The sequence below is a fragment of the Mycobacterium sp. NGS49 genome, assembly GCF_059812565.1.
The window spans coordinates 28,315-52,900 of the sequence record NZ_JCALCX010000019.1; the positions used below are offsets into that span (position 1 = coordinate 28,315).

Here is a 24,586-nt window from a genome sequence, read left to right on the forward strand (position 1 = left end):
TGCCTTGAGACATCACATTTGCGGTGGCGGAGGGATTTGAACCCTCGGACGGTTTTAGCCGTCACACGCTTTCGAGGCGTGCTCCTTAGGCCGCTCGGACACGCCACCGCCGAGCAGCTTACCCAACCAACCGCGTCTCACCCCAATCGCTGCCGGGCGAAGAACTCTGCCAAGGGCGCGGCGCACTGCGCGGCCAGCACGCCGCCGCGAACTTCGGGCCGATGATTGAGCCGGCGGTCGCGCACCACATCCCACAGCGAGCCGACCGCCCCGGTCTTGGGTTCCCAGGCGCCGAACACCAGCCGGGCCACCCGGGCCAGCACCAGCGCCCCGGCGCACATGGTGCACGGTTCGACGGTCACCGCCAGCGTCGCTCCTTCCAGCCGCCATCCGTCGCCCAGCACGCGGGCAGCCGCCCGCAAGGCCAGAATTTCCGCGTGAGCGGTGGGATCGCCGTCGGCTTCGCGGGCATTGACCGCGCCGGCCAGCTCGGTGCCGTCGGGACCGACGACGATGGCGCCGATCGGCACATCGCGGGGCCCGGCGGTCGCGGCGACCGCCAGCGCGGCGCGGATCAGCTCCTCGTCAGACGCACTCACCGAGCGAGACGGTCAATCACCGCCGACAACTGCTCGGCGAAACCCATTTCGCGGGCGATACGGCCGATCTGCTCGTCGGCGTACAGGTCGCTCTCATCGAGAATGACGCCCAGCACCGCCTCCGGCAGCCCGATGTCGGACAGCAACCCGAGGTCGCCTTCCTCGAAAGGCTCGGCGTCCTCGAGGTCTTCGGGGTCGATTTCGGCATCCAGGTTGTCCAGAACCTCAGCCGCAATGTCGTAATCCAGCGCGGCGGTGGCATCCGAGAGCAGCAACTTGGTTCCCGAAGGCGCCGGGCGCACGATGACGAAGAACTCGTCGTCGACGTCCAACAGCCCGAATACGGCGCCCGCACTGCGCAGCTCCCGCAGTTCAGTCTCGGCGGCCGACAAACTGGTCAGCGCTTTCGGGCCCATTGGCGCACAGCGCCACTTACCCTCTTCGCGTACGACCGCGACGCCGAAGCCGTCGGGGGTGTCGGTGGACGGGCCTGTTGCTGAAGCCCGTTGTGCTCCCATGGCCGCCTACGCTAGTCCCTGACCTGGCCGGTGGCCAGATGAAGCCATACCGGGCGACCCGTTGCGCGCCGAACTGTGCCAACCTTGGACGGTGGGGAAGACACCGGTATGCGTGCTGGGGCTGGGTCTGATCGGCGGTTCGATCATGCGAGCCGCCGCCGGGGCGGGCCGCGAGGTGTTCGGCTACAACCGCTCGGTGGAGGGTGTTCAGGGCGCGCAGTCGGAAGGATTCGATGCGTCTCTCGATCTCAACGACACCCTGGCCCGGGCCGCCGCCTGCGACGCGCTGATCGTGCTGGCCGTGCCCATGCCGGCGCTGCAGAGCATGCTGGCGCACATCAGCGACGCGGCCCCCGACTGTCCGCTGACCGACGTCACCAGCGTCAAGAAGGCGGTGCTCGACGAGGTTGTCACGGCCGGCCTGCTGGCGCGCTTCGTCGGCGGACATCCGATGACCGGCACCGCTCATTCAGGGTGGGCGGCCGGCCACGGCGGTTTGTTCAACCGGGCGCCCTGGGTCGTCAGCGTGGACGACCACGTCGACCCCCAGGTGTGGTCGATGGTGACGGAACTGGCCTTGGACTGCGGCGCAGTGGTGGTACCCGCCAAATCAGACGAGCACGACGCCGCGGCCGCGGCCATATCGCACCTGCCGCACCTGCTCGCCGAGGCGCTGGCCATCACCGCGGCCGAGGTCCCGCTGGCGTTTGCGCTGGCCGCCGGCTCTTTCCGGGACGCCACCCGGGTAGCCGGCACGGCCCCGGAGCTGGTGCGCGCGATGTGCGAGGCCAACACCAGCCAGCTGGTGCCGGCCGCCGACCGGGTCATCGAACTCCTCGCCCGCGCGCGCGATTCGCTGGCACACAACGGTTCGGTGGCCGACCTCGTCGACCAGGGTCACGCAGCCCGCGTCCGCTACGAGAGTTTTCCGCGTTCGGACGTCGTCGCCGTCGCCGTCGGCGCGGACGGATGGCGCCAGCAGCTGGCCGCGGCCGGCCGGGCCGGCAGCGTGATCAGATCCGCTCTGCCAACCCTGGATAGTCGACGATGAATCCGTCGACGTCCACGGTCACGGTGGTGTCAGCCACCGGCGACCGCAGCTTGATCCCGTCCAGCCGGCCTTCGCTGGTGTAGCTCACGGTGGCCGCATCGACGGTCATCTCCGGCACATTCACGTAGACCATCGGCAGCACGATCGAGTCCGCCCGCTCGTGGATGCCCAGCCGCCGGATGGGCAGCGCGTTGAAGAACGGGCTGAACACCAGGTCGACGTCCAGGGCGCCGTTGTATCCCGACCGCCGCTCGCCCTGGTGATCGGTGATCAACCACATGTTCTCCTCGTCACGGGCGATGGCGAGCTGGCGCTCCCGCTCGGCCAGGGTGACGGTCAAGCCGAACCGCTTGGTGGCACCCTTCTCGTCGGTCTGCAGTTCGTAGAACGCGCCGAACGCCGGGTTTGTTGCGGTGGCCGCTGCCACGATCCGGCCGTTGGCCTTGATTCTCTTGCCGGACAACTGGATTCGTACAGATTCCATGCGGGAGATGTCCTGCGCGCGCCAGGTCAGCATCTGCGGCCAGACGCTTGCGGTCGGATCAGAAGGGGCTGCGGTCACGTATCTACCGTAAGACGTCTTGGTCAACCGCGGCGGGTTTGTCCCCAACTGCACCATTACCGCGACCATTGCGCCTGCTCAGCCGCCCGCTGCCGGGCACCGCAGCCCACACCGCCGCCGCCAGCAGCCCGTCCAGGACCAGCGCCAGCGCCGCCACCATCAGCGCGCCGACCAACGCGATGTGAAACTGGCGTTCCTTGATCCCGTCGATCAGGTAGCGGCCCAACCCGCCCAAACTCGCGTACGCCGCCACCGAGGCGGTCGCAACCACCTGCAGCGTCGCGCTGCGCAGCCCGCCCAGCATCAGCGGCAGCGCGTTGCGCACCTCGACCCGAAGCAGCACCTGATGCTCGGCCATTCCCATCGCGCGCGCGGCATCGACCACCAGCGGGTCGACACTGGCGATCCCCGCGTACGTACCGGCCAGCAATGCGGGGATGCCGAGCAGCATCAGCGCTACGATCGGCGGCCCCAGGCCGAGGCCGCACAGCAGCACGCCGAGCAACAGCACACCCAGCGTCGGCAAGGCGCGTAGCGCGTTGACCGCGCCGACCACCAGCAGTTGGCCCCGGCCGGTGTGCCCGATGATCAACCCGACGGGGACGGCGATGACGGCCGATGCCACCACGGCCAGGGCCGTGTATTGCAGGTGCTCGCAGGTGCGCGCCGCCAATCCGGTGGATCCGGTCCAGTTGCTCGCGGTGGCCAGGAAGGACACGGCCCGCTCGATGAAGTTCATCGGGCACCGCCCACGATCGGGGACTTGAACGGGCGTCTGGGTACCCGTGTCGCGCGCTCCCACGGTGTGGCGAGCCGGCCGAGAACGCCGATCAGTGTGTCGACGACGACCGCGAGCGTGAACATCGCGATGATGCCGGCGATGATCTGCTCGCTCTTGTTCATCTGGAATCCCGCGGTGAACCAGGTGCCCAGGCCACCGACCCCGATCACCGAACCGACCGACACCATCGCGATGTTGGTCACCACCACCACCCGCAGCCCGGCGACGAGAACCGGAATGGACACCGGGAGTTCAACTTTGAGCGTCCGGGCCCACGGCCCGTAGCCGATCGCGGTAGCCGCCTCGCGCACCTGCGCCGGCACCGCATCCAGAGCTTCCAGGACCGCCCGGACCATCAGTGCGGTGGTGTAGGCACTCAGCGCGACGATCACGTTGGCCTCGTCGAGGATCCTGGTTCCGATGATCATCGGCAGCACGACGAACAGCGCCAGCGAGGGGATCGTGAAGATCACGCCCGCGATCGCCGTCGTCAGTCGGCGCAGCGACGGGGCACGGTGCACCACCAACCCGAGCGGCAACGCGATCGCCAACCCGATCACCACCGGAGTCAGCGCCAGCCGCAGGTGGATGACGATGAGCGCCCATGCGGTGCCCAGATGCGTCAGCAAATAGTGCATCAGGCCCGCCTCAGATCCGTCTGCGTGCTTGAGCCGCGGCCAGCACATCGACCGCCAGCACGCCACCGACGACCTTCCCGGTCCCGTCCACGGCCACACCCACCGACGACGGCGACGACAACGCCGCATCCAGTGCCTGACTGAGGTTGCCGTCGATGTGGAACACCGAACCGACCTGCGCCATGGCCTCGGCCAGCGGTCCCCCGTCGCGGTGGCGGCGCAACCCGTCGGCATCGATCCAGCCCGTGGCGGTGCCGGCGTCGTCGACGACCAGGGCCCAGCCGTCGGGCGGTGCGGTGCTCGTCAGCGCGGCCGCGGGGATCGTCTGAATCTCATGCAGCGGCAGGCCCGTCGCGTCGATGAACTGCAACCACCGGTAGCCGCGACCCAGGCCGAGGAACTTGGCCACGAATTCGTTCGCCGGCCGCGCGAGCAGCCGCGCCGGTTCGTCGTACTGCTGCAGCACGCCACCCGGCCCGAACACCGCGACGCGGTCGGCGAGCCGCAGCGCCTCGTCGATGTCGTGCGTGACGAAAACCACGGTCTTGCGCAGTTCGCCTTGCAGCCGCAGGATCTCGTTCTGCAGTGAGTGCCGGACCACCGGGTCGACGGCGGAGAAAGCCTCGTCCATCAACAGAATCGGCGGATCTGCGGCCAGCGCCCGGGCTACGCCGACGCGCTGTTGCTCCCCGCCGGACAATTGAGCGGGATAGCGTGACGCGAGCTTCGGATTCAACCCGACCCGCTCGAGTACCCGATAGGCGGCGGTACGGGCGGCTCGCCGGGACTGGCCACGCAGCACCGGCACGGTCGCGACGTTGTCGATAACCCGTTGGTGGGGCATCAGACCCGCGCTCTGGATGACATAGCCGATGCCGCGGCGCAGCTGCACCGGGTTGACGGTCGACACGTCCTTGCCGGCCACGGTAACCGTGCCCGAAGTCGGGTCGACCATCCGGTTGATCATCCGCAGGGCGGTGGTCTTGCCGCATCCCGAGGAGCCGACGAAGACGGTCAGCTTGCCCTCGGGGACATGGAGACTCAGTCGGTCGACACCCGTGGCGCCGCCGGCGAATACCTTGCTGACGTTGTCGAAGGTGATCATGTCAAGGCTCGATCGGGTGGTCGAAGCCGTTGGCGCGCACCCATTTCCGGGCCGCCTGATCGGGGTCGACACCGCCGTTGCCCGAGACGGCGGCGTTGAGTTCGGCAATGCCTGCGGTGGTCAGCTTCGCCGAGACCGCATCCAGCACATCTTTGAGCCGATCCGACTTCTTCCGCGAATTCACCAGCGGCACAATGTTGCCGGCCAGGAAGTTGTGCTCGGGGTCCTCCAGTGCCACCAGGTGCTCCTGCACCACGGCCGGTGAGGTGCTGAAGATGTTCGCGGCGGTCGCCGTTCCGTCTACCAGTGCCCGCACCGTCACCGGCCCGCCGCCGTCGTTGATAGTGATGAAGTTGGCTGAGCTGATGTCCAGCCCGTACTTCTGCTTGAGGCCGGGCAGTCCGGCCGGCCGGGTCACGAACGCCGACGGCGCGGCGAATTTCACCTCTGCGGAATGCGCTGCCAGATCGGCGATGGTCTTGAGGTTCCATCTGGCCGCGGTCGCGGCGGTGACGGTGACGGTGTCGGTGTCGGAGGCCGGCGACGGCGTGAGGATGGAGAGGTCGCCGGGCAGCCGTTGGTAGAGCGCCAGCTCGACGGCATCGAGAACGGTCACCCGGGAGTCCGGCTGGAAGTAGAGCAGCAGATTGCCGATGTACTCCGGCACCAGGTCGATGGAGTGGTCTTTGAGCGCCGGAATATACGTCTCGCGACTGCCGATGCCCATCCTCCGCCCGACGTCGAAGCCGTTGGCGTGCAATGCCTGTGCATAGATCTCGGCGACGATCTGCGACTCCGGGAAGTCGCCGGACCCGACCACGATGGACTTCGGACCGCCGGCGCCGGACCCGAACGGGTCCGGGTTGGCGCAGGCCCCCGCCGGGTACACGACCAGCCACACGGCAACGGCGAGCATTGCCCGCCGTAGCCCCTTCACCCTGCCGAGACTACGTTGCCGCAACGCACCCGCAGCCGAGCGCGCCAGGAGTTTTCTTGTGATTGGGTTTCATTCCGGCCCGGATGGAGAAAGATGAACATATGACCAGCACGCCTCCTGGCTCGCTTCCCCCCGAGCAGCCGCGGCCCGATCCCGCGCCGTCTCGCCGTCCCGCGCCGCCGCCACAGTCCCGCCCGCTGCCCAAGGACAAGGCATCCGCGTTCACCCGGGCCGGCGCCCTGTGGTCGTCGCTGATCGCGGGCTTCCTGATCCTGATCCTGCTGCTGGTCTTCATCGCCCAGAACACGGTCCCCACCGCGTTCACGTTCCTGGGCTGGCACTGGACGCTGCCGCTGGGTGTGGCGATACTGCTGGCTGCCGTGGTCGGCGGGTTGATCACCGTCGCCGTGGGTACCGCCCGCATCCTGCAGTTGCGCCGGGCGGCCAAGACGAACCTGACCGCCGCCACCCGCTAAGCCAGCTTGGCGATCTCGGCCAGTCCGCGCGAGATCAAGGGCGCCACCACATCGGTCGCGTCGTCGGGGGCATCCTGTCCGTCGTCCTGCTCGGACATGCGCCGCCGGAAGTCGATGCCCGCGGCGATGATCGCCAGCTTGAAGTACGCCAGCGCCATGTAGAACTCCCACTGCCCGAGCGGCTGCCCGGAGACCAGCGAATACCGATCGGCGAGTTCGTCGGCCGACGGCAGCAGCGGCGAGGTCCACGCGGCCTGGGTATCGATGATCAGGTCCAGCGCGGGGTCGCGGTAGACACACATCAGGGCGGCGTCGCTGATCGGATCGCCCAGCGTCGACAGCTCCCAGTCGACGACCGCCCGCACGATGGTCGGGTCGTCGGCGTCCAGGATGGTGTTGTCGATTCGGTAGTCGCCGTGCACGATCGAGGTCCGGCTCTGTTGCGGAATGGCCTGCTGCAGCGCCGCATGCAATCGGGCGACGTCGTCGTCCCGACGGTCTTCGGGCAACCGCACCAGCTCCCACTGCGAGCCCCAGCGCCGCACCTGGCGTTGCAGATAGCCGTCGGGCTTGCCGAAGTCGCCCAGCCCGATGGCGGCTGGGTCGATGCTGTGCAGGTCGACGAGGACCCGGATCAGCGAGTCGACGCAGCCGTCGATGGCACGGCGGCCCAGTACTTCGAGCTCGGAGCGCCGCCGCACCACCTGTCCGGCAACGAATTCGACGATCTGGAACGGTGCGCCCAGCACCGTGTCGTCCTCACACAGCGCGATCGCGCGCGCCACGGGCACCGGGGTGTCCTGCAGCGCGGCCACCACCTTGAATTCCCGGGACATGTCATGCGCGGACGGCGTCAGGCCGTGCAGCGGTGGACGCCGAACCACCCAGCTCGTCGCATCGTCGTAGACGCGGAAGGTCAGGTTGGAGCGGCCGCCGGAGATGAACTCACCGCGCAATTCGCCCTGGCGCGGGATGTCCAGTGAGCGCAGATACCCGTCCAGCGCAGCCAACTCAAGGCCGTCAAGTCGGTCCACCGAAGTCACCGCACTTGTTTACCACCGTGGGGTCGACGGTCGACTCACCACCTTTGGTTTCGGGGCAGCAGATCCCACACATGCTCGGTGGCGTTGACCGTCGCCACCGTCGCCTGCCCGGTCCGCGAGAACAGTAGCCGCGTCACCGACGCGTAGTCGATGGGAAACGACAGCAACCGCGCGGTGCCGAGAATCTCGTGCAGCACCACGTTGATCACCCCGCCGTGGCTGAACGCGGCGATGGTCTCCTCGGGTTCGGCGGCGGCGACCAGGTCGTCGATCGCGGAACGCACCCGCGTGCGGAAGGCATCCTCATCGACCGCACTGGGCAGATGCCCCTGCGCCATCCGCTCCCACTCCTGCGGGAACTCGGTGCGAATCTGTTCGACCGGGATGTAGGACGCCAGGTCGCGGTCGTACTCGGCCAGTCGATCCTCGATTTGGACGGTCAGCTCGCGGGCGTGCGCGAGGGGCTCCGCGGTCTGGATCGCCCGGCGCTGGGGGCTGCTCACCACCCGGGAAATAGGAAACCGGGCCAGCGCCTCCGGCAGCCGCGCGACCTGCTGCAATCCCGTCTCGGACAGGTCGGGATCGGAGCCCTGGCCATGGTCGCTGCGCAGCGGCAACGCATGCCGGACCAGAAGGAGTTGCATGCGCCAAGCCTTGCATGCAGCTCCGGAGCACCTTGCCGACCCAGTAGAGAATGCTATTCTCCGAGCAGAGAGTGAGTGTGCAGACATGGCCGATTCACCGGCGACCGCGAGTGAAACCGCACTGGATGCCGGCGTGCTCGGTCGGTGGCTCGATGCGCAGGACGCGCCGGGACACGGCGAGGCTCCTGTCCTGGATCCACTCAGCGGCGGTTCGCAGAACACCCTTTATATGGTCCGGCGGGGGCCGGAGCGGATGGTGCTGCGGATGCCCGGTCCGCGGGCCGATGCTGCGCGTATCGACGGCTTGCGGCGCGAGATCCGGCTGGTACGGGCGCTGTCCGGCACCGATGTGCCGCACGCGGACCTGATCGCCGCCGACGAGACCGGCTCGATACTGGGTCTGCCGTTTTACGTGATGCGCGCTGTCGAGGGCTGGAGCCCGATGGACGGCGGGTGGCGGGCACCCTTCGACACCGACCTGGCGGCGCGCCGCGAACTGGCGTTCCAACTCGTGCAGGGCGCAGCCAAATTGGGCCGGGTGGACTGGCGCGCGCAGGGCCTGGCAGGCTTCGGGCGCCCCGACGGATTTCACGAGCGTCAAGTCGACCGCTGGCTGGCTTTTCTCGAGGCCTACCGGGTGCGTGAACTGCCCGGCCTGGGCGAGGCCGCGAACTGGCTGCGTCGCCATCGGCCGGCGCACTACACGCCCGGCATCATGCACGGCGACTACCAATTCGCCAACGTGATGTTCGCGCCCGGGGCGCCGGCCCGACTGGCCGCGATCGTGGACTGGGAGATGACGACCGTCGGTGATCCGCTGCTCGATCTGGCCTGGGCGCTGTTGGGTTACGACGGGGAGCAACCCCGCACCGGGGGGTTCTACCTCGACATGACCGGCATGCCCCCGCGTCGCGAACTGCTGTCCCGCTACGAGTCGGTCAGCGGGTTGTCTACCGAGAACATCGACTATTACCTGGTGTTGGCGAACTGGAAGCTCGGCATCGTGCTGGAGAAGACCTACGCGTCCGGCGTGCGCACCGGAAGGATCGACCCGAAGATCAAAGAGGCTTTCGGGGCGATGATTCCACAACTCATCGCGACCGCCGCCGAACTGACCCGGTGCTGACATGGGCTACGCGGACGAACTTTTCGACCTCACCGACCAGGTGGTGCTGATCACCGGCGGTAGCCGTGGACTGGGGCGGGAGATGGCATTCGGTGTCGCGCGTTGCGGTGCCGACGTGGTGATCGCCAGCCGCAACATGGACAACTGCGTGGCCGTCGCCAAGGAGATCGAAGCCCAGACCGGCCGCACCGCACTGCCTTATCAGGTGCACGTGGGCCGTTGGGATCAGCTCGACGGACTGGTGGAGGCGAGCTACGACGCTTTCGGCAAGGTCGACACCTTGATCAACAACGCCGGCATGTCGCCGCTGTACGGCAAGCTCTCCGAGGTCAGCGAGAAGCTGTACGACTCGGTCTTCAACCTCAATCTCAAAGGGCCCTTCCGGCTTTCGGCGTTGGTAGGTGAACGGATGGTGGCCGCCGGCCGCGGCTCGATCATCAACGTCAGCTCGGCGGGCTCGTTGCGCCCGAGCCCCGACATCATTCCCTACGCGTCGGCCAAGGCCGGACTCAACGCGATGACCGAGGGCTTCGCGCGCGCGTTCGGACCTACCGTGCGGGTCAACACGCTGATGGCCGGGCCGTTTCTGACCGACGTCAGCAAGGCGTGGAACCTGGAAGAGCGCAATACCGATATGTTCGGGCACCTGTCGCTCAAGCGTGCCGGGGAACCGTCCGAAATCGTAGGCGCTGCATTGTTTCTGGCGTCCGACGCGTCCAGTTTCACCACCGGCTCGATCGTTCGGGCCGACGGCGGCATTCCCTGACAGTCAGGAGGTATTCGATGGCATGGGACTTCTCCACCGAGCCGGAATTCGAGGAAAAGCTCGAGTGGGTCCGCAGTTTCGTTCACGACGAAGTGGAACCGCTGGAAGTACTGTTTCCCGGCTGCGAATTTCTGCCGCTGAACGACGAGCGGCGACGCATCGTCGATCCCCTCAAGCAGCAGGTGCGCGACCAGGGATTGTGGGCACCACACTTGGGCCCCGAACTCGGCGGTCAGGGCTTCGGCGCGGTGAAACTGACGCTGATCAACGAGATCCTCGGCCGGAGTCCCTGGGCGCCGATCATTTTCGGGACTCAGGCCCCCGACACCGGCAACGCGGAAATTCTGGCGCGCTTCGGCACCCAGGAACAGAAGGACCGCTACCTGGCCGGGCTGCTCTCCGGTGAGATCTTCTCCTGCTTCTCGATGACCGAACCGCAGGGCGGCGCCGACCCGCGGGTATTCACCACCGCGGCCGTGCGCGACGGTGACGAGTGGTTGATCAACGGACAGAAGTTCTTCTCTTCCAACGCCTCCGTCGCCTCCTTCTTCATCGTGGTCGCCATCACCGATCCGGACGTGCCGGTGCACCATGGTGCGTCCACCTTCCTGATCCCGGCCGGCACACCGGGTCTGACCATCGAAGCCAACCATCACCTGGTCGGGGCGGACCCGCACGAACCGGGCCATGCGCTGGTTCGCTACCGGGACGTACGGGTCGGCGCCGACGCGCTGCTGGGCGAGCCGGGACAGGGTTTCCAGATTCTGCAGACGCGACTGGCCGGGGGCCGCCTGCACCATGCCATGCGCTCCATCGGAATGGCGCAACGAGCCATTGAAATGATGTCGCGGCGCGCGAAAAGCCGTTTCACTCAGGGCAGTTCGCTGGCCGACAAACAACTGGTGCAGGAGTTCATCGCCGACTCGCACACCGAGTTGGTTCCGTTCCGCCTGACCGTGCTGCACGCCGCCTGGCTGATCGACAACGGCGACGAACGCGCGGCCCGCGCCGAGATCGGCGTCTGTAAGATCTTGGCCTCTCAGGTCCTGAAATCCATTGCGCTGCGGGCCATCCAGGTACACGGCGCACTCGGGCTGAGCGACCAGTTGCCGCTGGTCAACGTGTTGCTCGGCGGTATCGCCCTGGGACTGGCCGATGGACCGACGGAGGCGCACAAGGTCAATCTGGCTCGAATGCTGCTGAAGGGCTATGCGGCCGAGGAAGGCGAGTGGCCCAGCGAGATGCTCGAGGTTCGCCGCGAGGCGGCACGCAAGAAGTACGCCGGGGTGATCGATCGTGTTCCGGCACTTCCCGATTGACCGTGGCTGATCGTGTGACCGCGGCCGTCGAGCGCGCCCTCGACGACCGGCAGCGTGAGGCCACCGAAGAGGTGGAACGCATCCTGGCCGCCGCGGTTCGGGTGATGCAGCGGGTGGCCCCCGAACCGCCCCGGGTCAGCGACATCGTCGCCGAGGCGGGTTCGTCGAACAAGGCGTTCTACCGTTATTTCGCCGGGAAGGACGACCTCATCCTGGCGGTGATGGAGCGTGGTGTGGCGATCGTCGTGTCCTATCTGCAGCATCAGATGGCCAAGCAGTCGCGGCCGCAGGACAAGGTCGCCTGCTGGATCGAGGGAGCCCTGGCCCAGGTTGCCGACCCACACCTGATCAGCATGAGTCGCGCGGCTGCCGGGCAGATGTCGAACTGGCTTGCCGCCGACCGGGAAATGCTGCTGCCGCTGCGGGAGCTGTTGGTGGAACCGGTCGCCGCGCTGGGCAGCGCCGACGTCGAACGCGATGTCGAGGCGGTCTACGGTGGCACCGTCGCGATGATGCGACGGTACGTCGGTTCGGCCGACCGGCCGGCCCGGGAAGACATCGAGCACCTGGTGCAGTTCTGCCTGCTCGGGCTGGGAGTCGGTTGATGCGCGCCATCGTCTGCAACGCCTACGGGCCCCCGGAGGACCTGGTCCTCGCCGAGGTTGCCGACCCGGTGCCGGCGCCGGGACAGTTGCTGGTGCGGGTACATGCCGCGGCGGTGAACTTCCCGGACGTGCTGTTCATCGCGGGCAAGTACCAGATCAAGATCCCGCCGCCGTTCATCCCCGGCAATGAGATCGCCGGTGAGGTGGTGGGCGGCGACGGCGCGTCCTTCGCCCCCGGGCAGCCAGTGTTCGGCACGACATTCGGGGCGTTCGCCGAGTTGGCAGTGCTGGATGCCGCGACGGCCGCACCGCTGCCCGACGGGGTGGACTTCGGCTCTGCCGCAGCCTTCGGCGTGACCTATCGGACCGCGTACCACGCGCTGCGCTCGGTGGCCGAGGTCGCCGCGGGCGAGTGGGTCGTGGTGCTGGGGGCGGCCGGCGGAGTGGGACTGGCGGCAGTCGACCTGGCAGTAGCGATGGGCGCGCGGGTGCTGGCGGCGGCATCCAGCCCCCGAAAATTGGACCTGTGCCGCCAGCGCGGCGCCGAGGCGACCGTCGACTACGACGACGAGGACCTCAAGCTACGGATCCGGGAACTGACCGGCGACAGCGCCCGGGTGGTCCTGGACCCGGTCGGCGGATCCTATGCGGAACCCGCACTGCGGGGCCTGGCCCGCGGAGGTATGTTCGTCACGCTCGGCTACGCGGCCGGATCGATCCCGGCCATTCCGCTGAATCTGGTGATGCTCAAGAACATCACCATTCGCGGCATGGAGATCCGCACTTTCGCCGAAGACTATCCCGACGAGTGCGCCCGCGACCTGGCGGAGCTTTCGCGGCTCTTCGCCGACGGCAGGATCCGGCCCTACATCGGCGCCCGATTTCCGCTCGCCGAAACCTCCGCGGCGTTGCGTTACGTCGCCGACCGCAAAGTGCTGGGCAAGGTCATCATCGACGTCGCCTGACCCGCGGCGAGCAGACGCAAAAGCCCCCGGGAGCGCATGCTCCAAAGGAGCTTTTGCGTCTGCTCGCCCCTCCTACGGGACCACGATGTTGAAGTTGGGGTCAGGCTGATCGAGTACCGCCAGCAGCGACTGCAGCGCGCTCTGGTCGCCCGACACCTCTAGGCCGGGTGAGCTGAAGTCGCCCATCGCGACACCGAGAAGCCGAAACTTGGTGTCGAGCTTGACCGTAACCGTCGCGCTGGCGGGATCGGCGGGAACTCGGCGCCGTACCAGTACACCGTTGCGCAGGCCAAGCCGGTAATTCGCGTCCAGGTCGGCGAACGTGATGTCGATCGCGATGTCCAGATCCCAGCTGCGCGGACCGTTCACCCGGATGGCGAGGCCGTCGAAGATCTGCTCGGGTGTCAACTGCGAAAGCAGGGTCAACGAGGTGGCTTGCGTCGCCGTCCCGAAGTTGCCGACCCGCAGTTCGGTGGCGCCGCTCATGAAGAAGTTGCGCCACGTCGCGTTCTCGGCCCCGTAGCCCAACTGTTCCAGCGTGTCCGCGTACAGCTCTCGCGCCGCGCCGTGCTGCTCGTCGGTGAACATGGCGTGGTCGAGTAACGTTGCCGCCCAGCGGAAATCGCCGGAATCGAAGGCAGCGCGGGCCAGCTCGACCACCCTGTCGATACCGCCGAGAGCTTGAACGTACCGGGGACCCAGCGCCTCGGGCGGGTGCGGCCACAACCGCCCGGGGTTGCCGTCGAACCATCCCATGTAGCGCTGGTACACGGCCTTCACATTGTGGCTGACCGAGCCGTAGTACCCGCGCGCATGCCAGGCCTGATCCAAAGCCGGTGGCAACTGGAACATTTCAGCGATCTCGACGCCGGTGAAGCCCTGGTTGAGCAGTCGCAGCGTCTGGTCGTGCAGGTACGCGTACAGGTCGCGCTGCAGGGAGAGAAATTCGACGATGCGCTCGTGACCCCAGGTCGGCCAGTGATGAGAAGCGAAGACGACGTCGGTCCGATCGGCGAAGGAGTGGATCGCCTCGGTGAGATAACCGGACCAGGCATGCGGATCACGCACCAGCGCGCCGCGCAGGGTCAGCAGGTTGTGCAGGTTGTGGGTGGCGTTCTCGGCCATGCACAGGGCACGGAATTGCGGGAAATAGAAATGCATTTCGGCGGGGGCCTCGGTACCCGGCGCCATCTGGAACTCGATCTGCACTCCGTCGATGGTGTGCGTCTCACCGGTCTCCCGAATATCGACCGTGGGGACGATCAGCCCTACCTCACCGGTCGACGGCGTCTGGCCCAGCCCGCAACCGACCTGCTCCTGCGGCCCCCGTTGCAGCAGCGTGCCGTACATGTAGGTCGCGCGGCGGGTCATCGCCGGACCGGCATAGACGTTCTCCTGCACGGCGTGTGCGGTAAAACCCTCCGGTGCGAGCACCGCCACTTTCCCGTCGTCGACGTCGGCTTGCGAGGTCACGCCGAGCACGCCGCCGAAGTGGTCGACATGGCTGTGGGTGTAGATCACCGCTACGACTGGCCGGTCGCCGCCTCGATGGGAGCGGTACAACTGCAGTGCGGCCGCCGCTACCTCGGTGGAGACCAGCGGGTCGATGACGATGACTCCGGTGTCGCCTTCGATGAAACTGACGTTGGAGATGTCGAAGCCGCGCACCTGGTAGATGCCGGGCACCACCTCGTACAGGCCCTGTTTGGCGGCCAGCGTGGACTGGCGCCAGAGGCTGGGATGGACCGACGGGGGGGCCGGCCCGTCGAGGAATGAGTACACGTCGTTGTCCCAGACCACGCGGCCGTCGGCCGCCTTGATGACGCAGGGGGTCAGCGCGGCGATGAACCCGCGGTCGGCGTCGTCGAAATCCCTTGTGTCATGCAGCGGTAGCGCATGGCTGCGGTGCGCCGACTCGATTGTCGCGGTAGGAGACTTGTGATCCACCGGCCCTACCTTGCCATCAATCGAGCATTCCCGAGTAACAACCCGCGGGCAAATTATTTCGCCGGACCCTAGCCATTCAGTCGGGTCACGTCGCATACTTCCCGGGGCGGTCCGCAATGAGGATGGGCCGCTACAACGGGCAAAGGAGCACAGGTGAAACGTGGACTGACGGTTGCGGTGGCAGGAGCGGCCATTCTGGTCGCAGGTCTTTCCGGATGTTCGAGCAACAAGTCCAACACGAGCAGCGGGTCCTCGAGTGCCACGTCGGGCAGCAGCGGCGGCGGAGCTTCGGGCACGAAGGTCATCATCGACGGCCAAGACCAGCACGTCACCGGAACGACCGTGTGCACCACGGCGGCCGGCAACGTCAACATCGCGATCGGTGGCCAGGCGACCGGTATCGCCGCGGTGCTCACCGACGCCAACCCTCCCGAGGTCAAGTCGGTGGGTCTGGGCAACGTCAACGGCGTGACCCTCGCTTACACCTCCGGCACCGGCCAGGGCAAGGCCGAGGCGACCAAGAACGGCAACAGCTACAAGATCACCGGCACTGCCACCGGGATTGACATGGCCAACCCGATGTCCCCGGTCAACAAGCCATTCGAGATCGACGTCACCTGCTCCTAGGGTGACGGTGCGGGCGGTTGCCACCCATCGACCGGCAACCGCACCGCGAAGTCGGTGTGGCCGGGCTTGCTGTCCAGCGTGATCGTCCCGTTGTGCGCTTTGACGACGGCGGAGGCGATCGCCAGACCAAGCCCGGTACTACCGCCCTTGCGCGAACGTGAGCTGTCGCCACGGGCGAAACGTTCGAACACCTCCGACTGTTGCGCCGCGGGTATCCCCGGGCCGTTGTCGATGACCTGCAACACCGTGTGCGTCGGCTCTGCGCTCAGCCGGGTGGTGACGACGGTGCCTGGTCCGGTGTGAATCCGGGCGTTGGCAAGCAGATTCGCCAACACCTGATGCAGTCGTGCCTCATCACCGGTAACCATCACCGGTTCGGGCGGCAGGTCGAGTTCCCACTGGTGATCCGGACCCGCGATGTGCGCGTCGCTGACCGCGTCGACGGCAAGGCGCGACAGGTCCACCGGTTCTCGCTCCAGCGGCCGACCGGAATCCAGCCGCGCCAGCAGCAGCAGGTCCTCGACAAGACGCGTTATTCGCTCTGTCTCCGAGGCGACGCGGCTCATGGCGTGCGCCACCGCCTCGCGGTCGTCACCCATCCGTTGGGCAAGTTCGGTGTAACCGCGGATCGCGGCCAACGGTGTGCGCAGTTCGTGGCTGGCGTCAGCGACGAATTGGCGCACCCGGGTCTCGCTGGCCTGGCGGGTCGACAGGGCCGCAGAGATGTGGTCCAGCATCCGGTTGAGCGCCGAACCGAGTTGACCCACTTCGGTATACGGATTCGCGTCGGCTTCGGACACCCGGACCGGCAGCTCCACCTCGCCGCGGTCCAGCGGCAGGTCGACCACCCTGGCCGCGGTTTGGGAGACGCGCCGCAACGGCGCCAGCGCCCGCCGGATGATCACCACCCCGGCGGTCGTCGCCGCGACCAGTGCGATCACGGTGACGATGCCGAAGATGATCAGCATCCGGAACGCGGTGGCGTCGATGTTCGACATCGACAGGCCCGTGACGATGACATCGGTCCGGTTGCGGCTCGGGGCGGCGACGACCCGGTAGCGGCCCAGACCGTCGAGATTCAGCGTCACCGGCAACCGGCTGCCGGCGATCTGCTCAAGCTGGTGCTGGGCGGTCGGCGTCAACGCGGCCCGAGTGCCGCTGCTGGTCAGGTAACCGGCGTCCACGGTCTTGCCGTCACTGACCACCGCCGCGACCATGCCGGCCGGCTGGCCGGGCGCGTCCAGGAATCTCGGGCCCGGGCCGATCTTGGGTACCCGCGGCTCGCGCCGGCGCGGTGATTCGGGATACAGCAACGACGAGCGATACGAGGTGCCGCTGAGCTGGCTGTCCAGCTGGGCCAGTAGGTGGTGGCGCAGCGCGAGTTCGGTTGCGGCGGTGATGCCAATACACACCACGGCAAGCACGGCGACCTGTCCCAGGAGAAGGCGCAGCCGCAGCGACCAGACCCGAGGGCTCCTAGCGCGCCGGCTTGAGGACATATCCTGCGCCGCGCAGCGTGTGGATCATGGGTTCGCGACCGTTGTCGATCTTCTTGCGCAGGTATGAGATGTAGAGCTCGACGATGTTCGATCGGCCACCGAAGTCATAGCTCCAGACACGATCCAGGATCTGCGCCTTGCTCAGCACCCTTCTGGCGTTGCGCATCATGAAGCGCAGCAGCTCAAACTCGGTGGAGGTCAACGAGATCGGTTCGCCGGCCCGGGTCACTTCGTGGCTGTCTTCGTCAAGAACCAGATCACCGACGACGAGTTGGGCGCCACTGTCGACCGTCGTGACACCGGTGCGCCGCAGCAGGGCGCGCAACCGCAGCACCACCTCTTCAATGCTGAACGGTTTGGTGACGTAGTCGTCTCCGCCGGCGGTCAATCCGGCGATGCGGTCTTCCACCGCGTCCTTGGCTGTCAGCAGCAGAACGGGAAGACCGGGATTCTCCTGCCGCAAACGGTGCAGGACGTCCAGCCCGCTCATGTCAGGCAGCATCACGTCCAACACGACTACATCGGGGCGTTCGGCGCGGGCGGCGGCGAGGGCGGAGGCGCCGTCGCCTGCCGTGGCGATGTTCCAGCCCTCGTAGCGCAGCGCCATCGACACCATCTCGGCCAGGACGGGTTCGTCGTCCACCACCAGCACGGTGACCGGTTGGCCGTCGGCGCGACACATGACCACGCGTTCAGTTCGGGGAGCCGCCACGCGTTCCAGTATCCGCACCGGGCTGGGCCAAGGCTATGGCATCCCTATGCGCCGGCTGTGAAAGGCCGCGCGACCGCGACGGCGATCACGCGGCCTCCCCGGTGTGGCGTCGTTAGTACCAGTAGCGCCTGCCGGCCACCGGGCGACCGACGGACCCCATGGCCCACATCACCGCACCGATGATCAGCAGAATCACTCCGAGCACTGTCAACAAATGCACACCGAAGACAAAGCCGAGGATGAGCAAGAGAGCACCGACGACAATCATGGCGGTTTCCTTTACCTAGCAGGGATGTGATCAATGGGTTGCATCGAACTGGGCTGCGGCAACTTGGGCGTCCGGCAATCCTTTACTTTCGGATTCACGCCCATGTAATTCAGCGGCCCTGCGATCACCGTCACCGCGACGGTTCCCGCTGAGGCACAACTTGTTTGCTCGCCTTTGAAGTAGTCTCGTTGCCAGGCTGCGAGGACTCCTATGAGCAGCCAGATCAAAACAATCGCACCGAGAATTCCGCGACCGCGCACCATAGTGACCTCCATTGTTGCCCGAAACAATTCCCGCTCATGCAGCGTTGCCCGTTGTACTCATGCCTAAACATGAAAAGGGCGTGTCGAATCAGTCGCCTTGTTCGGCGAGCCACGTCTCGGCGCGCTTTTTCGATGCCCGGGACAGCCACGCGTCCTGAATGAGTTCGGTCAACTCGGAAACATCGATGTCGGCCAGGCGGCTCGAGCGCACCAGCACCGAGGGGTGCCCGTCGAAGTGGGCAGTGCTGAAGAACGGCGAGGCGGGGTCCTGGATGAGGGCGAGCTTGTCGCTTTGCGACTCGACCCAGAACATGATCACGTCGGCCCAGCGCTCGCCGGTGTCGGGGTCGGTGCAATCCGGTTGCGCGGTGCGGAAGAACACGAACGACTTTCCGCCCACTTGATAGATCGTGTTGCCCTTAGGCCCTTCCACTCGTTTGACGTGCGGCATGGACGCGGCGATGCGATGCACGTCGCCAACCTCGGCGGGTCGATGAGCCATACAGTGACGATACCGGGCTAGGCTTGCCGGTCCGCGGCTGTAGCATTGGCAGCCGGTAAAAGGGTTGCAGCAGAGGGGGATAACTACACGGTGACTGATACCTTGTTCGCCGACGTCTCGGAATACCAAGTGCCGGTGAATGACTCATATCCATACCGAGTGTTATCGATTCGCGTCAGTGACGGCACGTACCGTGACCATAACTTCGCACGCAATTACGCATGGATGCGACGTGCCATCGACAGCGGCCGGCTGACATTCGGCATCGTGTACACCTATGTGCGCCCCAATTGGCTGGCCAACGCCAACACGGTGCGGTCGATGATCGACGCCGAGGGTGGCCTGCATCCCCGGGTGGCACTGATGCTCGATGTGGAATCGGGGGGCAACCCGCCGGGTGACGGATCGGGCTGGATCAACCAGTTGTACTGGAATTTGGCTGACTACGCCGGCTCGCCGGCCCGAATTATCGGTTATGCCAACGCTTATGACTTTTACAACATGTGGCGGGTGCGTCCGCCGGGACTGCGGGTGATTGCGGCGGCATATGGGTCCAACCCAAATCTTCCCGGCCAGGTGGCGCACCAATACACCGACGGCCAGGGTTACAGCCCGAATCTGCCGCAGGGCGCGCCGCCGTTCGGCCGCTGCGACATGAATTCGGCCAATGGACTTACCCCGCAACAGTTTGCCGCCGCGTGTGGCATCGCAACGAGCGAAGGATGGTTGATGGCTCTCACCGATGACGAGCAGAACGAACTGCTGACGAAGGTGCGCGAAATCTGGGATCAACTACGCGGGCCCGACGGCGCAGGGTGGCCCCAGCTGGGTCAGAACAGCGAGGGTCAGAATCTGACCCCGGTCGACGCGATCGCGGCGATCAAGCTGGACCTGGAACAGCCGCCGTCATCCCAGTCGTCCAGCTGAAACGGACCGCGAAGCTATCCGATCAGACCCGGGCCGGCGCCCAGAACACCGTCCGCTCCGGCGCTGCCATCGAGCCCGTCGGGTCCGATGGCTCCCTGGGGTGCCGGGGCACCGCCGAGCGCTCCGGCGCCTCCGGCGCCGCCGGTGCCGAACAGCCGCGACGCCCCCCCGGCACCGCCGTTGCCGCCCGCGCCTCCTGCGGCACCGTTCTCGCCGCCCCCGCCCTCGGTGAAGGAAGAACCGCCGGCACCGCCGGCGCCACCGGTGCCGCCATTTCCGAACAGCAAGCCGCTGGCGCCGCCGCTACCACCGGCACCACCGTTGGCGCCGGTCCCGAAACGGTCCTCGAAGTCCGCGATGGCGCGGCCTCCGATTCCACCGTGTCCACCGGTTCCACCGTTGCCGATCAGCATCCCGCCGTTGCCACCCGCGCCGCCGGCGCCCCCAGCGCCCCCGGCGAAGTCGCCGCTGATCCCGCCGTCGCCGCCGGCCCCGCCGACCGCGCCGGCTCCGAACAGCCCCGCGTTGCCGCCGGCACCACCAGTACCCCCGGCGCCGGCGAGCAGACCCAAATAGACGTCGCCGCTGCCGTCGACAAGCCGGCCCGCACCGCCGGCACCACCATTTCCTCCGGCACCGGCAGCACCCAACAGCCAGCCGCCACGCCCGCCGCCACCACCATCGCCACCGCGGCCGCCGCTACCGATGAAGAAGCCCCCGTCGTCGGGCTGGGAGTCCACGAAGCCGGTCAATCCGCCTGACCCACCGGCTGCTCCGGCACCGCCCTTTCCGATCAAGCCCGCCGCACCTCCGGAACCACCGGCACCGCCGGCGCCACCGTAGGCGCCTTGCGGAGTCCCGTTGGTGTCGAGAATTCCTGCCGCCGCGCCCGCGCCTCCCTGCCCGGCCGCGCCACCATCGCCCAGAAGCCAACCGCCACGTCCACCACCACCGCCGGCGCCCCCGTCGCCCGCGGCGAAGAACCCGGCCGGACCACCGGCGCCGCCGGCAGCGCCGGCGCCACCGTTACCGAACAGGCCCGCCGCCCCGCCTGCACCACCGGCGCCCCCGGTACCGCCGCGCCAGCCGATTTCGGCCCAGTTTCCGTCGCCGCCGGCACCGCCCTGGCCGCCGGCGCCGGCGTTGCCGAACAACAGGCCGCCCGCCCCGCCGGTACCGCCGGCGCCACCGATACCCCCATTCAGGCCGAAGAGTGGTTGGAAATTGGGACCGAATCCGGTACCGCCGGTTGCGCCGCCTGCCCCGCCGGCACCGCCTTGTCCGCCGGCGCCCCACAGCCCCGCCGCGCCGCCGGCTCCGCCCGCGCCGCCGTTGAAGCCAGTCGCGCCTTTAACACCGGCCACACCCGAACCACCATTGCCGCCGGCGCCACCGTTGCCGTACAGCCAGCCACCCTGGCCTCCGGCACCACCGCCCGCGTTGGGCCCGCCGGCGCCGCCGGCACCACCGTTGCCGATCAGCCCGGCCGCGCCACCGCTGCCACCCACAGCGGCAGCCGCGGATTGCGAAAAGCCGTTTCCTCCACTGCCGTACAGCAGTCCGCCGGCACCGCCGTTGGGGTTCGCAGCCGTGCCGTCGGCACCGTCACCGATCAGCGGCCGGCCGAGAACGGCCTGCGTGGGAGCGTTGATGACGCCGAGGATGTCGTGTTGCCAGGCCTGCAGCGTCACGTTTGCTGCTTCAGCAGAGGCGTAGCTGTCCGCAGCTCCGGTCAAGGTCTGCACGAACTGGTCGTGAAAGGCCGCCACCTGGCCGCTGAGTGCTTGATACTGCCGGGCATGGCCGGAGAACAGCGCGGCGATGGCGGCTGACACCTCATCTGCACCCGCGGCGAAGATCTCGGCCGTAGGAACCGCCGCACGGAGATTCGCGGAACTCAGATTGGCGGCGACCGCCGACAGATCCGTCGCCGCTGCAGTCAACATTCCGGGAGCCGCCAACAGATACGACACAGTCGACCTTTCCACTTGCCTCAGCCGCATTCGACTGCTTGGTGGCCGTCACGATACCGATTCAGCGCACTGCTGTTGGACTGTTTAAGAGAACCGAAATCCTTTACTAGAAACTAATTCTGGGAGCTCGGCCGCTGTGCGGACACAAACAGGGTCGGCGGCATCGAAACTTCGGTGCCATCCGTGACGTTGCGGCCGTAACGGGCCATCAGTCCGGGGAAGTCCACCGCCGAAGCCTCCCAGCCGCGTTCCCGCAGCCACTGCGGCAGCGCCGTACGCTCCTCGGCGTACCAGAGGTCTTCAACGGCCGGCATCGGGGCGTCGGTGACTTGAGCGGCCACCGCGCGCATGCGTTGCATCTCTTGCCGCTGGCGCTGCACCAGATCGGCATCCATGAAGCCCTCGCCGGGAACGTTGGACGCCAACCAGCTGCCCGGCGCGCTGAGCGCATCGATCCGTTCGAACAGCAGGTCCTGGGCTTGCGCCGGTAGGTAGCGCACCAGCCCCTCGGCCGACCAGGCCGACGGCCGGGCGGGGTCGAAGCCCGCATCCTGCAACGCTTTTGGCCAGTCGTGGCGCAAATCGATCGGGACATTCACCAGCTGGGCGCGCGGCGTTGCACCGTGCCGGTCCAACGTGGCGGTCTTGAACTCCAGCACCTTGGGCTGGTCCAACTCGTAGACCACGGTGCCGTCGGGCCACGGCAGCCGCCAGGCACGCGAGTCCAGGCCCGCCGCCAGGATCACGACCTGCCGCACCCCGGCCCCGGCCGCCCCCAGAAAGTACTCATCGAAGAACGCCGTGCGCGTTGCCATGAAGTCGATCATCAGGTGCGCCCGCGACGCCATCTCCGGCTCGATCTCGGTGGCCCGGGCCAGCATCTCGGGGTTGGCGTAAATGCTCCACATGCCCTCCCCCGCCGCATCGAGGAACACCCGCGCGAACGGGTCTTGGATCAGCGGGCTGGCGCTCTCGGTTTCGGCGGCCCGGGCCGCCGCTACACCGAGAGCCGTCGATCCCACGCTTTGGGTGATCTCCCAGGAATCGTTCTCCGTGCGCATGACGGTCCCCTTCCCGAAAAAGTGAGCTTTACGAACTATTCTTCCCGCCGCCGGGGCAGCGCGCCGCTCCCCTACGCTTTTTCCCAGAGGGTCTACAGGTTGCAAGGGAGCACCAATGACACGTACGCCGCAGGAAGTCTTCGCCCATCACGGAAAGGCGCTCGTCACCGGCGACCTCGACGAGATCGTCGCCGACTACACCGACGATTCGGTGGTCATCAGCGCGGGCGGCGTTGCGCGAGGCCGCGACGAGATCCGCCGGGTGTTCATCAAGCTGCTCGAAGATTTGCCCAAGGCGGACTGGGATCTGAAGACCCAGATCTTCGACGGCGATGTGCTCTTCCTGGAGTGGGCAGCCGAGTCCGCCGTCAGCCGGGCCGATGACGGCGTGGACACCTTCGTCTTCGGTGACGGCATGATCCGCGCGCAGACCGTTCGCTACACCCCACGTGCCAAGGCATGAACAGCATAGATCTGGACGCCGTCGGCGGGTGGATGTCGCAGCAGGGCCTGGGCGAGGGCCCGCTGCAGGATGTCTCCGCCGTGACCGGGGGGACGCAGAACGTGATGCTGCGCTTCACCAGATCCGGTCGGCCGTATGTGCTGCGCCGCGGCCCGCGGCATCTGCGCGCCCGCAGCAACAGTGTGATCCTGCGGGAAACCAGGGTGCTTGCGGCGCTGGCCGGCTCCGACGTACCGCACCCGCGGCTGATCGCGACGTGCGATGACACCGACGTGCTGGGCGACGCCGTCTTCTACCTGATGGAGCCGATCGACGGGTTCAATGCGGGGGAAGGTCTGCCGCCCCTGCATGCCGGCAATCCCGAGGTGAGATTCGGCATGGGTCTGTCGATGGCCGATGCACTGGCCAAGCTGGGTGCCGTCGACCATGTCGCCGTCGGCCTCGCCGACTTCGGCAAACCTGACGGCTTCCTGGAACGCCAAGTGCCGCGCTGGCTTTCGGAGCTGGCGTCCTACCAGGAGTACGACGGCTACCCCGGTCCCGACATTCCGGGCATCGACGAAGTGTCCGCCTGGCTGGAAAGTCACCGCCCCGCACGCTGGACCCCCGGCATCATGCACGGCGATTACCACGCAGCGAACGTGATGTTCTCCCGCACCGGACCCGACGTGGTGGCGATCGTGGACTGGGAGATGTGCACGATCGGCGACCCCCTGCTGGACCTGGGCTGGTTGCTGGCCACCTGGCGCCAGTCGGACGGGTCGAGCGTGTTCGGCCACGCCCTGGGCGGCACCGACGGTTTGGCCAGCACCGACGACTTGCTGGAACGCTATGCCGCCAACACCGCTCGCGATTTGTCGCACATCACCTGGTACACCGTGTTGGCTTGCTTCAAGCTCGGCATCGTCATCGAAGGGACGTTGGCCCGTGCCTGCGCGGGTAAGGCCGAGAAGGCGGTCGGCGATCAGCTGCACGCGGCGACGGTGCACTTGTTCGAGCGGGCGCTGACCCTGATTGGGACGCCCTAGTGGCTTGAGCCATTAGTTCTCGCGAGCTGACGCACGGAGGTGTGGGGCGCAGCAGGTTATGAGCAATCGCGGCGCACAGAATCCAGGCCGAGTTAGCGCCAAATCGGCCTGAGGCATGAGCGCCAGGGGGCCGTAGATGAGGTCGGGGAACACGGTTTCGGTGGCCGACTTGGTCGGCACC

Annotated in this window: 28 protein-coding genes and 1 tRNA gene; 11 read left to right on the plus strand and 18 right to left on the minus strand. The window is 67.2% G+C overall.

Annotated elements, in window-relative coordinates; genetic code table 11:
- Positions 1 to 21 precede the first annotated feature (21 nt).
- The 3 genes from AC5Y7D_RS19975 to AC5Y7D_RS19985 form a co-directional block, all read right to left on the minus strand.
- Positions 22 to 108, minus strand: a tRNA-Ser gene (locus AC5Y7D_RS19975).
- A 29-nt stretch (positions 109 to 137) separates the two neighbouring features.
- On the minus strand, positions 138 to 599 hold the full coding sequence (locus AC5Y7D_RS19980; protein ID WP_499926980.1) for a nucleoside deaminase: 462 nt from the start codon (positions 597 to 599) through the stop codon (positions 138 to 140).
- A complete protein-coding gene (locus tag AC5Y7D_RS19985) occupies positions 596 to 1,117 on the minus strand; it encodes a tRNA adenosine deaminase-associated protein (RefSeq protein WP_499926982.1) in 522 nt (173 codons plus the stop codon). Before AC5Y7D_RS19985 ends, AC5Y7D_RS19980 begins: the two co-directional genes overlap by 4 nt.
- 112 nt (positions 1,118 to 1,229) lie before the next feature.
- Here AC5Y7D_RS19985 and AC5Y7D_RS19990 point away from each other — a divergent pair, with 112 nt between their 5' ends.
- Positions 1,230 to 2,168 (plus strand): prephenate dehydrogenase, encoded by a 939-nt coding sequence (locus AC5Y7D_RS19990; protein ID WP_499927130.1) that lies wholly within the window; start codon positions 1,230 to 1,232, stop codon positions 2,166 to 2,168.
- On the opposite strand, the gene AC5Y7D_RS19995 is transcribed toward AC5Y7D_RS19990, so the two are convergent.
- The 5 genes from AC5Y7D_RS19995 to AC5Y7D_RS20015 are packed head-to-tail and all read right to left on the minus strand — an operon-like array spanning position 2,131 to position 6,170.
- Positions 2,131 to 2,730 (minus strand): putative glycolipid-binding domain-containing protein, encoded by a 600-nt coding sequence (locus AC5Y7D_RS19995; RefSeq protein ID WP_499926984.1) that lies wholly within the window; start codon positions 2,728 to 2,730, stop codon positions 2,131 to 2,133. The two genes, AC5Y7D_RS19990 and AC5Y7D_RS19995, sit on opposite strands and share 38 nt — an antisense overlap.
- A 4-nt stretch (positions 2,731 to 2,734) precedes the next feature.
- Positions 2,735 to 3,469: an ABC transporter permease gene (locus AC5Y7D_RS20000; RefSeq protein WP_499926985.1), complete on the minus strand. Its 735-nt coding sequence runs from the start codon at positions 3,467 to 3,469 to the stop codon at positions 2,735 to 2,737.
- Positions 3,466 to 4,149 carry an ABC transporter permease gene (locus tag AC5Y7D_RS20005; protein WP_499926987.1) on the minus strand — a complete coding sequence of 228 codons (684 nt, stop codon included), beginning with the start codon at positions 4,147 to 4,149 and terminating at the stop codon, positions 3,466 to 3,468. The genes AC5Y7D_RS20000 and AC5Y7D_RS20005 overlap by 4 nt, the downstream gene beginning before the upstream one ends.
- A 10-nt stretch (positions 4,150 to 4,159) precedes the next feature.
- Positions 4,160 to 5,254: an ABC transporter ATP-binding protein gene (locus AC5Y7D_RS20010; RefSeq protein ID WP_499926989.1), complete on the minus strand. Its 1,095-nt coding sequence runs from the start codon at positions 5,252 to 5,254 to the stop codon at positions 4,160 to 4,162.
- 1 nt (position 5,255) lies between these two features.
- Positions 5,256 to 6,170 (minus strand): ABC transporter substrate-binding protein, encoded by a 915-nt coding sequence (locus AC5Y7D_RS20015; RefSeq protein WP_499927132.1) that lies wholly within the window; start codon positions 6,168 to 6,170, stop codon positions 5,256 to 5,258.
- A gap of 122 nt (positions 6,171 to 6,292) precedes the next feature.
- Between AC5Y7D_RS20015 and AC5Y7D_RS20020 the strand changes: the two genes are divergently transcribed.
- The gene (locus AC5Y7D_RS20020; protein ID WP_499926991.1) at positions 6,293 to 6,667 is read left to right on the plus strand and encodes a LapA family protein; all 375 of its coding nucleotides are present in this window, start codon (positions 6,293 to 6,295) and stop codon (positions 6,665 to 6,667) included.
- Here AC5Y7D_RS20020 and AC5Y7D_RS20025 read toward each other — a convergent pair.
- Together AC5Y7D_RS20025 and AC5Y7D_RS20030 are read right to left on the minus strand one after the other, a co-directional pair.
- Positions 6,664 to 7,710 (minus strand): phosphotransferase family protein, encoded by a 1,047-nt coding sequence (locus AC5Y7D_RS20025; RefSeq protein WP_499926992.1) that lies wholly within the window; start codon positions 7,708 to 7,710, stop codon positions 6,664 to 6,666. The genes AC5Y7D_RS20020 and AC5Y7D_RS20025 overlap by 4 nt on opposite strands.
- 35 nt (positions 7,711 to 7,745) lie before the next feature.
- Entirely contained in the window at positions 7,746 to 8,354 is a 609-nt protein-coding gene (locus tag AC5Y7D_RS20030; protein WP_499926994.1) for a histidine phosphatase family protein, read from the minus strand.
- A gap of 85 nt (positions 8,355 to 8,439) precedes the next feature.
- Between AC5Y7D_RS20030 and AC5Y7D_RS20035 the strand changes: the two genes are divergently transcribed.
- Genes AC5Y7D_RS20035 through AC5Y7D_RS20055 form a run of 5 tightly spaced genes read left to right on the plus strand, consistent with a single transcriptional unit; the run spans position 8,440 to position 13,135 of the window.
- On the plus strand, positions 8,440 to 9,480 hold the full coding sequence (locus AC5Y7D_RS20035) for a phosphotransferase family protein (protein WP_499926996.1): 1,041 nt from the start codon (positions 8,440 to 8,442) through the stop codon (positions 9,478 to 9,480).
- A gap of 1 nt (position 9,481) precedes the next feature.
- Positions 9,482 to 10,246, plus strand: coding sequence for an SDR family NAD(P)-dependent oxidoreductase (locus tag AC5Y7D_RS20040; RefSeq protein WP_499926998.1), 765 nt, complete (start codon positions 9,482 to 9,484; stop codon positions 10,244 to 10,246).
- 17 nt (positions 10,247 to 10,263) lie between these two features.
- On the plus strand, positions 10,264 to 11,565 hold the full coding sequence (locus tag AC5Y7D_RS20045; protein WP_499927000.1) for an acyl-CoA dehydrogenase family protein: 1,302 nt from the start codon (positions 10,264 to 10,266) through the stop codon (positions 11,563 to 11,565).
- A gap of 2 nt (positions 11,566 to 11,567) precedes the next feature.
- Positions 11,568 to 12,170, plus strand: a complete 603-nt coding sequence (locus tag AC5Y7D_RS20050) for a TetR/AcrR family transcriptional regulator (protein WP_499927001.1) — start codon at positions 11,568 to 11,570, stop codon at positions 12,168 to 12,170.
- Entirely contained in the window at positions 12,170 to 13,135 is a 966-nt protein-coding gene (locus AC5Y7D_RS20055; RefSeq protein WP_499927003.1) for an NADPH:quinone oxidoreductase family protein, read from the plus strand. The genes AC5Y7D_RS20050 and AC5Y7D_RS20055 overlap by 1 nt, the downstream gene beginning before the upstream one ends.
- A gap of 72 nt (positions 13,136 to 13,207) precedes the next feature.
- On the opposite strand, the gene AC5Y7D_RS20060 is transcribed toward AC5Y7D_RS20055, so the two are convergent.
- Positions 13,208 to 15,103, minus strand: coding sequence for an alkyl/aryl-sulfatase (locus AC5Y7D_RS20060; protein ID WP_499927134.1), 1,896 nt, complete (start codon positions 15,101 to 15,103; stop codon positions 13,208 to 13,210).
- Positions 15,104 to 15,235: 132 nt separating this feature from the next.
- On the opposite strand from AC5Y7D_RS20060, the gene AC5Y7D_RS20065 reads away from it, so the two are divergent.
- Complete coding sequence (locus AC5Y7D_RS20065; RefSeq protein WP_499927005.1) at positions 15,236 to 15,709, plus strand: lipoprotein LpqH; 474 nt, start codon at positions 15,236 to 15,238, stop codon at positions 15,707 to 15,709.
- On the opposite strand, the gene AC5Y7D_RS20070 is transcribed toward AC5Y7D_RS20065, so the two are convergent.
- The 5 genes from AC5Y7D_RS20070 to AC5Y7D_RS20090 form a co-directional block, all read right to left on the minus strand.
- A complete protein-coding gene (locus AC5Y7D_RS20070) occupies positions 15,706 to 17,208 on the minus strand; it encodes a sensor histidine kinase (protein WP_499927007.1) in 1,503 nt (500 codons plus the stop codon). The two genes, AC5Y7D_RS20065 and AC5Y7D_RS20070, sit on opposite strands and share 4 nt — an antisense overlap.
- Positions 17,186 to 17,890 carry a two-component system response regulator TcrX gene (gene tcrX, locus AC5Y7D_RS20075; RefSeq protein WP_499927009.1) on the minus strand — a complete coding sequence of 235 codons (705 nt, stop codon included), beginning with the start codon at positions 17,888 to 17,890 and terminating at the stop codon, positions 17,186 to 17,188. The genes AC5Y7D_RS20070 and tcrX overlap by 23 nt, the downstream gene beginning before the upstream one ends.
- Positions 17,891 to 18,032: 142 nt before the next feature.
- Positions 18,033 to 18,188: a DUF6131 family protein gene (locus AC5Y7D_RS20080; RefSeq protein ID WP_499927011.1), complete on the minus strand. Its 156-nt coding sequence runs from the start codon at positions 18,186 to 18,188 to the stop codon at positions 18,033 to 18,035.
- Between the two features lie 11 nt (positions 18,189 to 18,199).
- Positions 18,200 to 18,463, minus strand: a complete 264-nt coding sequence (locus AC5Y7D_RS20085; protein WP_499927013.1) for a hypothetical protein — start codon at positions 18,461 to 18,463, stop codon at positions 18,200 to 18,202.
- Positions 18,464 to 18,539: 76 nt separating this feature from the next.
- Positions 18,540 to 18,953, minus strand: coding sequence for an MmcQ/YjbR family DNA-binding protein (locus tag AC5Y7D_RS20090; RefSeq protein WP_499927014.1), 414 nt, complete (start codon positions 18,951 to 18,953; stop codon positions 18,540 to 18,542).
- Between the two features lie 90 nt (positions 18,954 to 19,043).
- Between AC5Y7D_RS20090 and AC5Y7D_RS20095 the strand changes: the two genes are divergently transcribed.
- Positions 19,044 to 19,880 carry a hypothetical protein gene (locus AC5Y7D_RS20095; protein WP_499927016.1) on the plus strand — a complete coding sequence of 279 codons (837 nt, stop codon included), beginning with the start codon at positions 19,044 to 19,046 and terminating at the stop codon, positions 19,878 to 19,880.
- A 14-nt stretch (positions 19,881 to 19,894) separates the two neighbouring features.
- On the opposite strand, the gene AC5Y7D_RS20100 is transcribed toward AC5Y7D_RS20095, so the two are convergent.
- Positions 19,895 to 21,853: a PE family protein gene (locus tag AC5Y7D_RS20100; RefSeq protein ID WP_499927018.1), complete on the minus strand. Its 1,959-nt coding sequence runs from the start codon at positions 21,851 to 21,853 to the stop codon at positions 19,895 to 19,897.
- A gap of 113 nt (positions 21,854 to 21,966) precedes the next feature.
- Positions 21,967 to 22,914 (minus strand): class I SAM-dependent methyltransferase, encoded by a 948-nt coding sequence (locus AC5Y7D_RS20105; protein WP_499927020.1) that lies wholly within the window; start codon positions 22,912 to 22,914, stop codon positions 21,967 to 21,969.
- A 115-nt stretch (positions 22,915 to 23,029) separates the two neighbouring features.
- On the opposite strand from AC5Y7D_RS20105, the gene AC5Y7D_RS20110 reads away from it, so the two are divergent.
- Both AC5Y7D_RS20110 and AC5Y7D_RS20115 read left to right on the plus strand, forming a co-directional pair.
- Positions 23,030 to 23,377, plus strand: a complete 348-nt coding sequence (locus tag AC5Y7D_RS20110; protein ID WP_499927022.1) for a nuclear transport factor 2 family protein — start codon at positions 23,030 to 23,032, stop codon at positions 23,375 to 23,377.
- Positions 23,374 to 24,405, plus strand: coding sequence for a phosphotransferase family protein (locus AC5Y7D_RS20115; protein WP_499927024.1), 1,032 nt, complete (start codon positions 23,374 to 23,376; stop codon positions 24,403 to 24,405). The genes AC5Y7D_RS20110 and AC5Y7D_RS20115 overlap by 4 nt, the downstream gene beginning before the upstream one ends.
- Positions 24,406 to 24,586 lie beyond the last annotated feature (181 nt).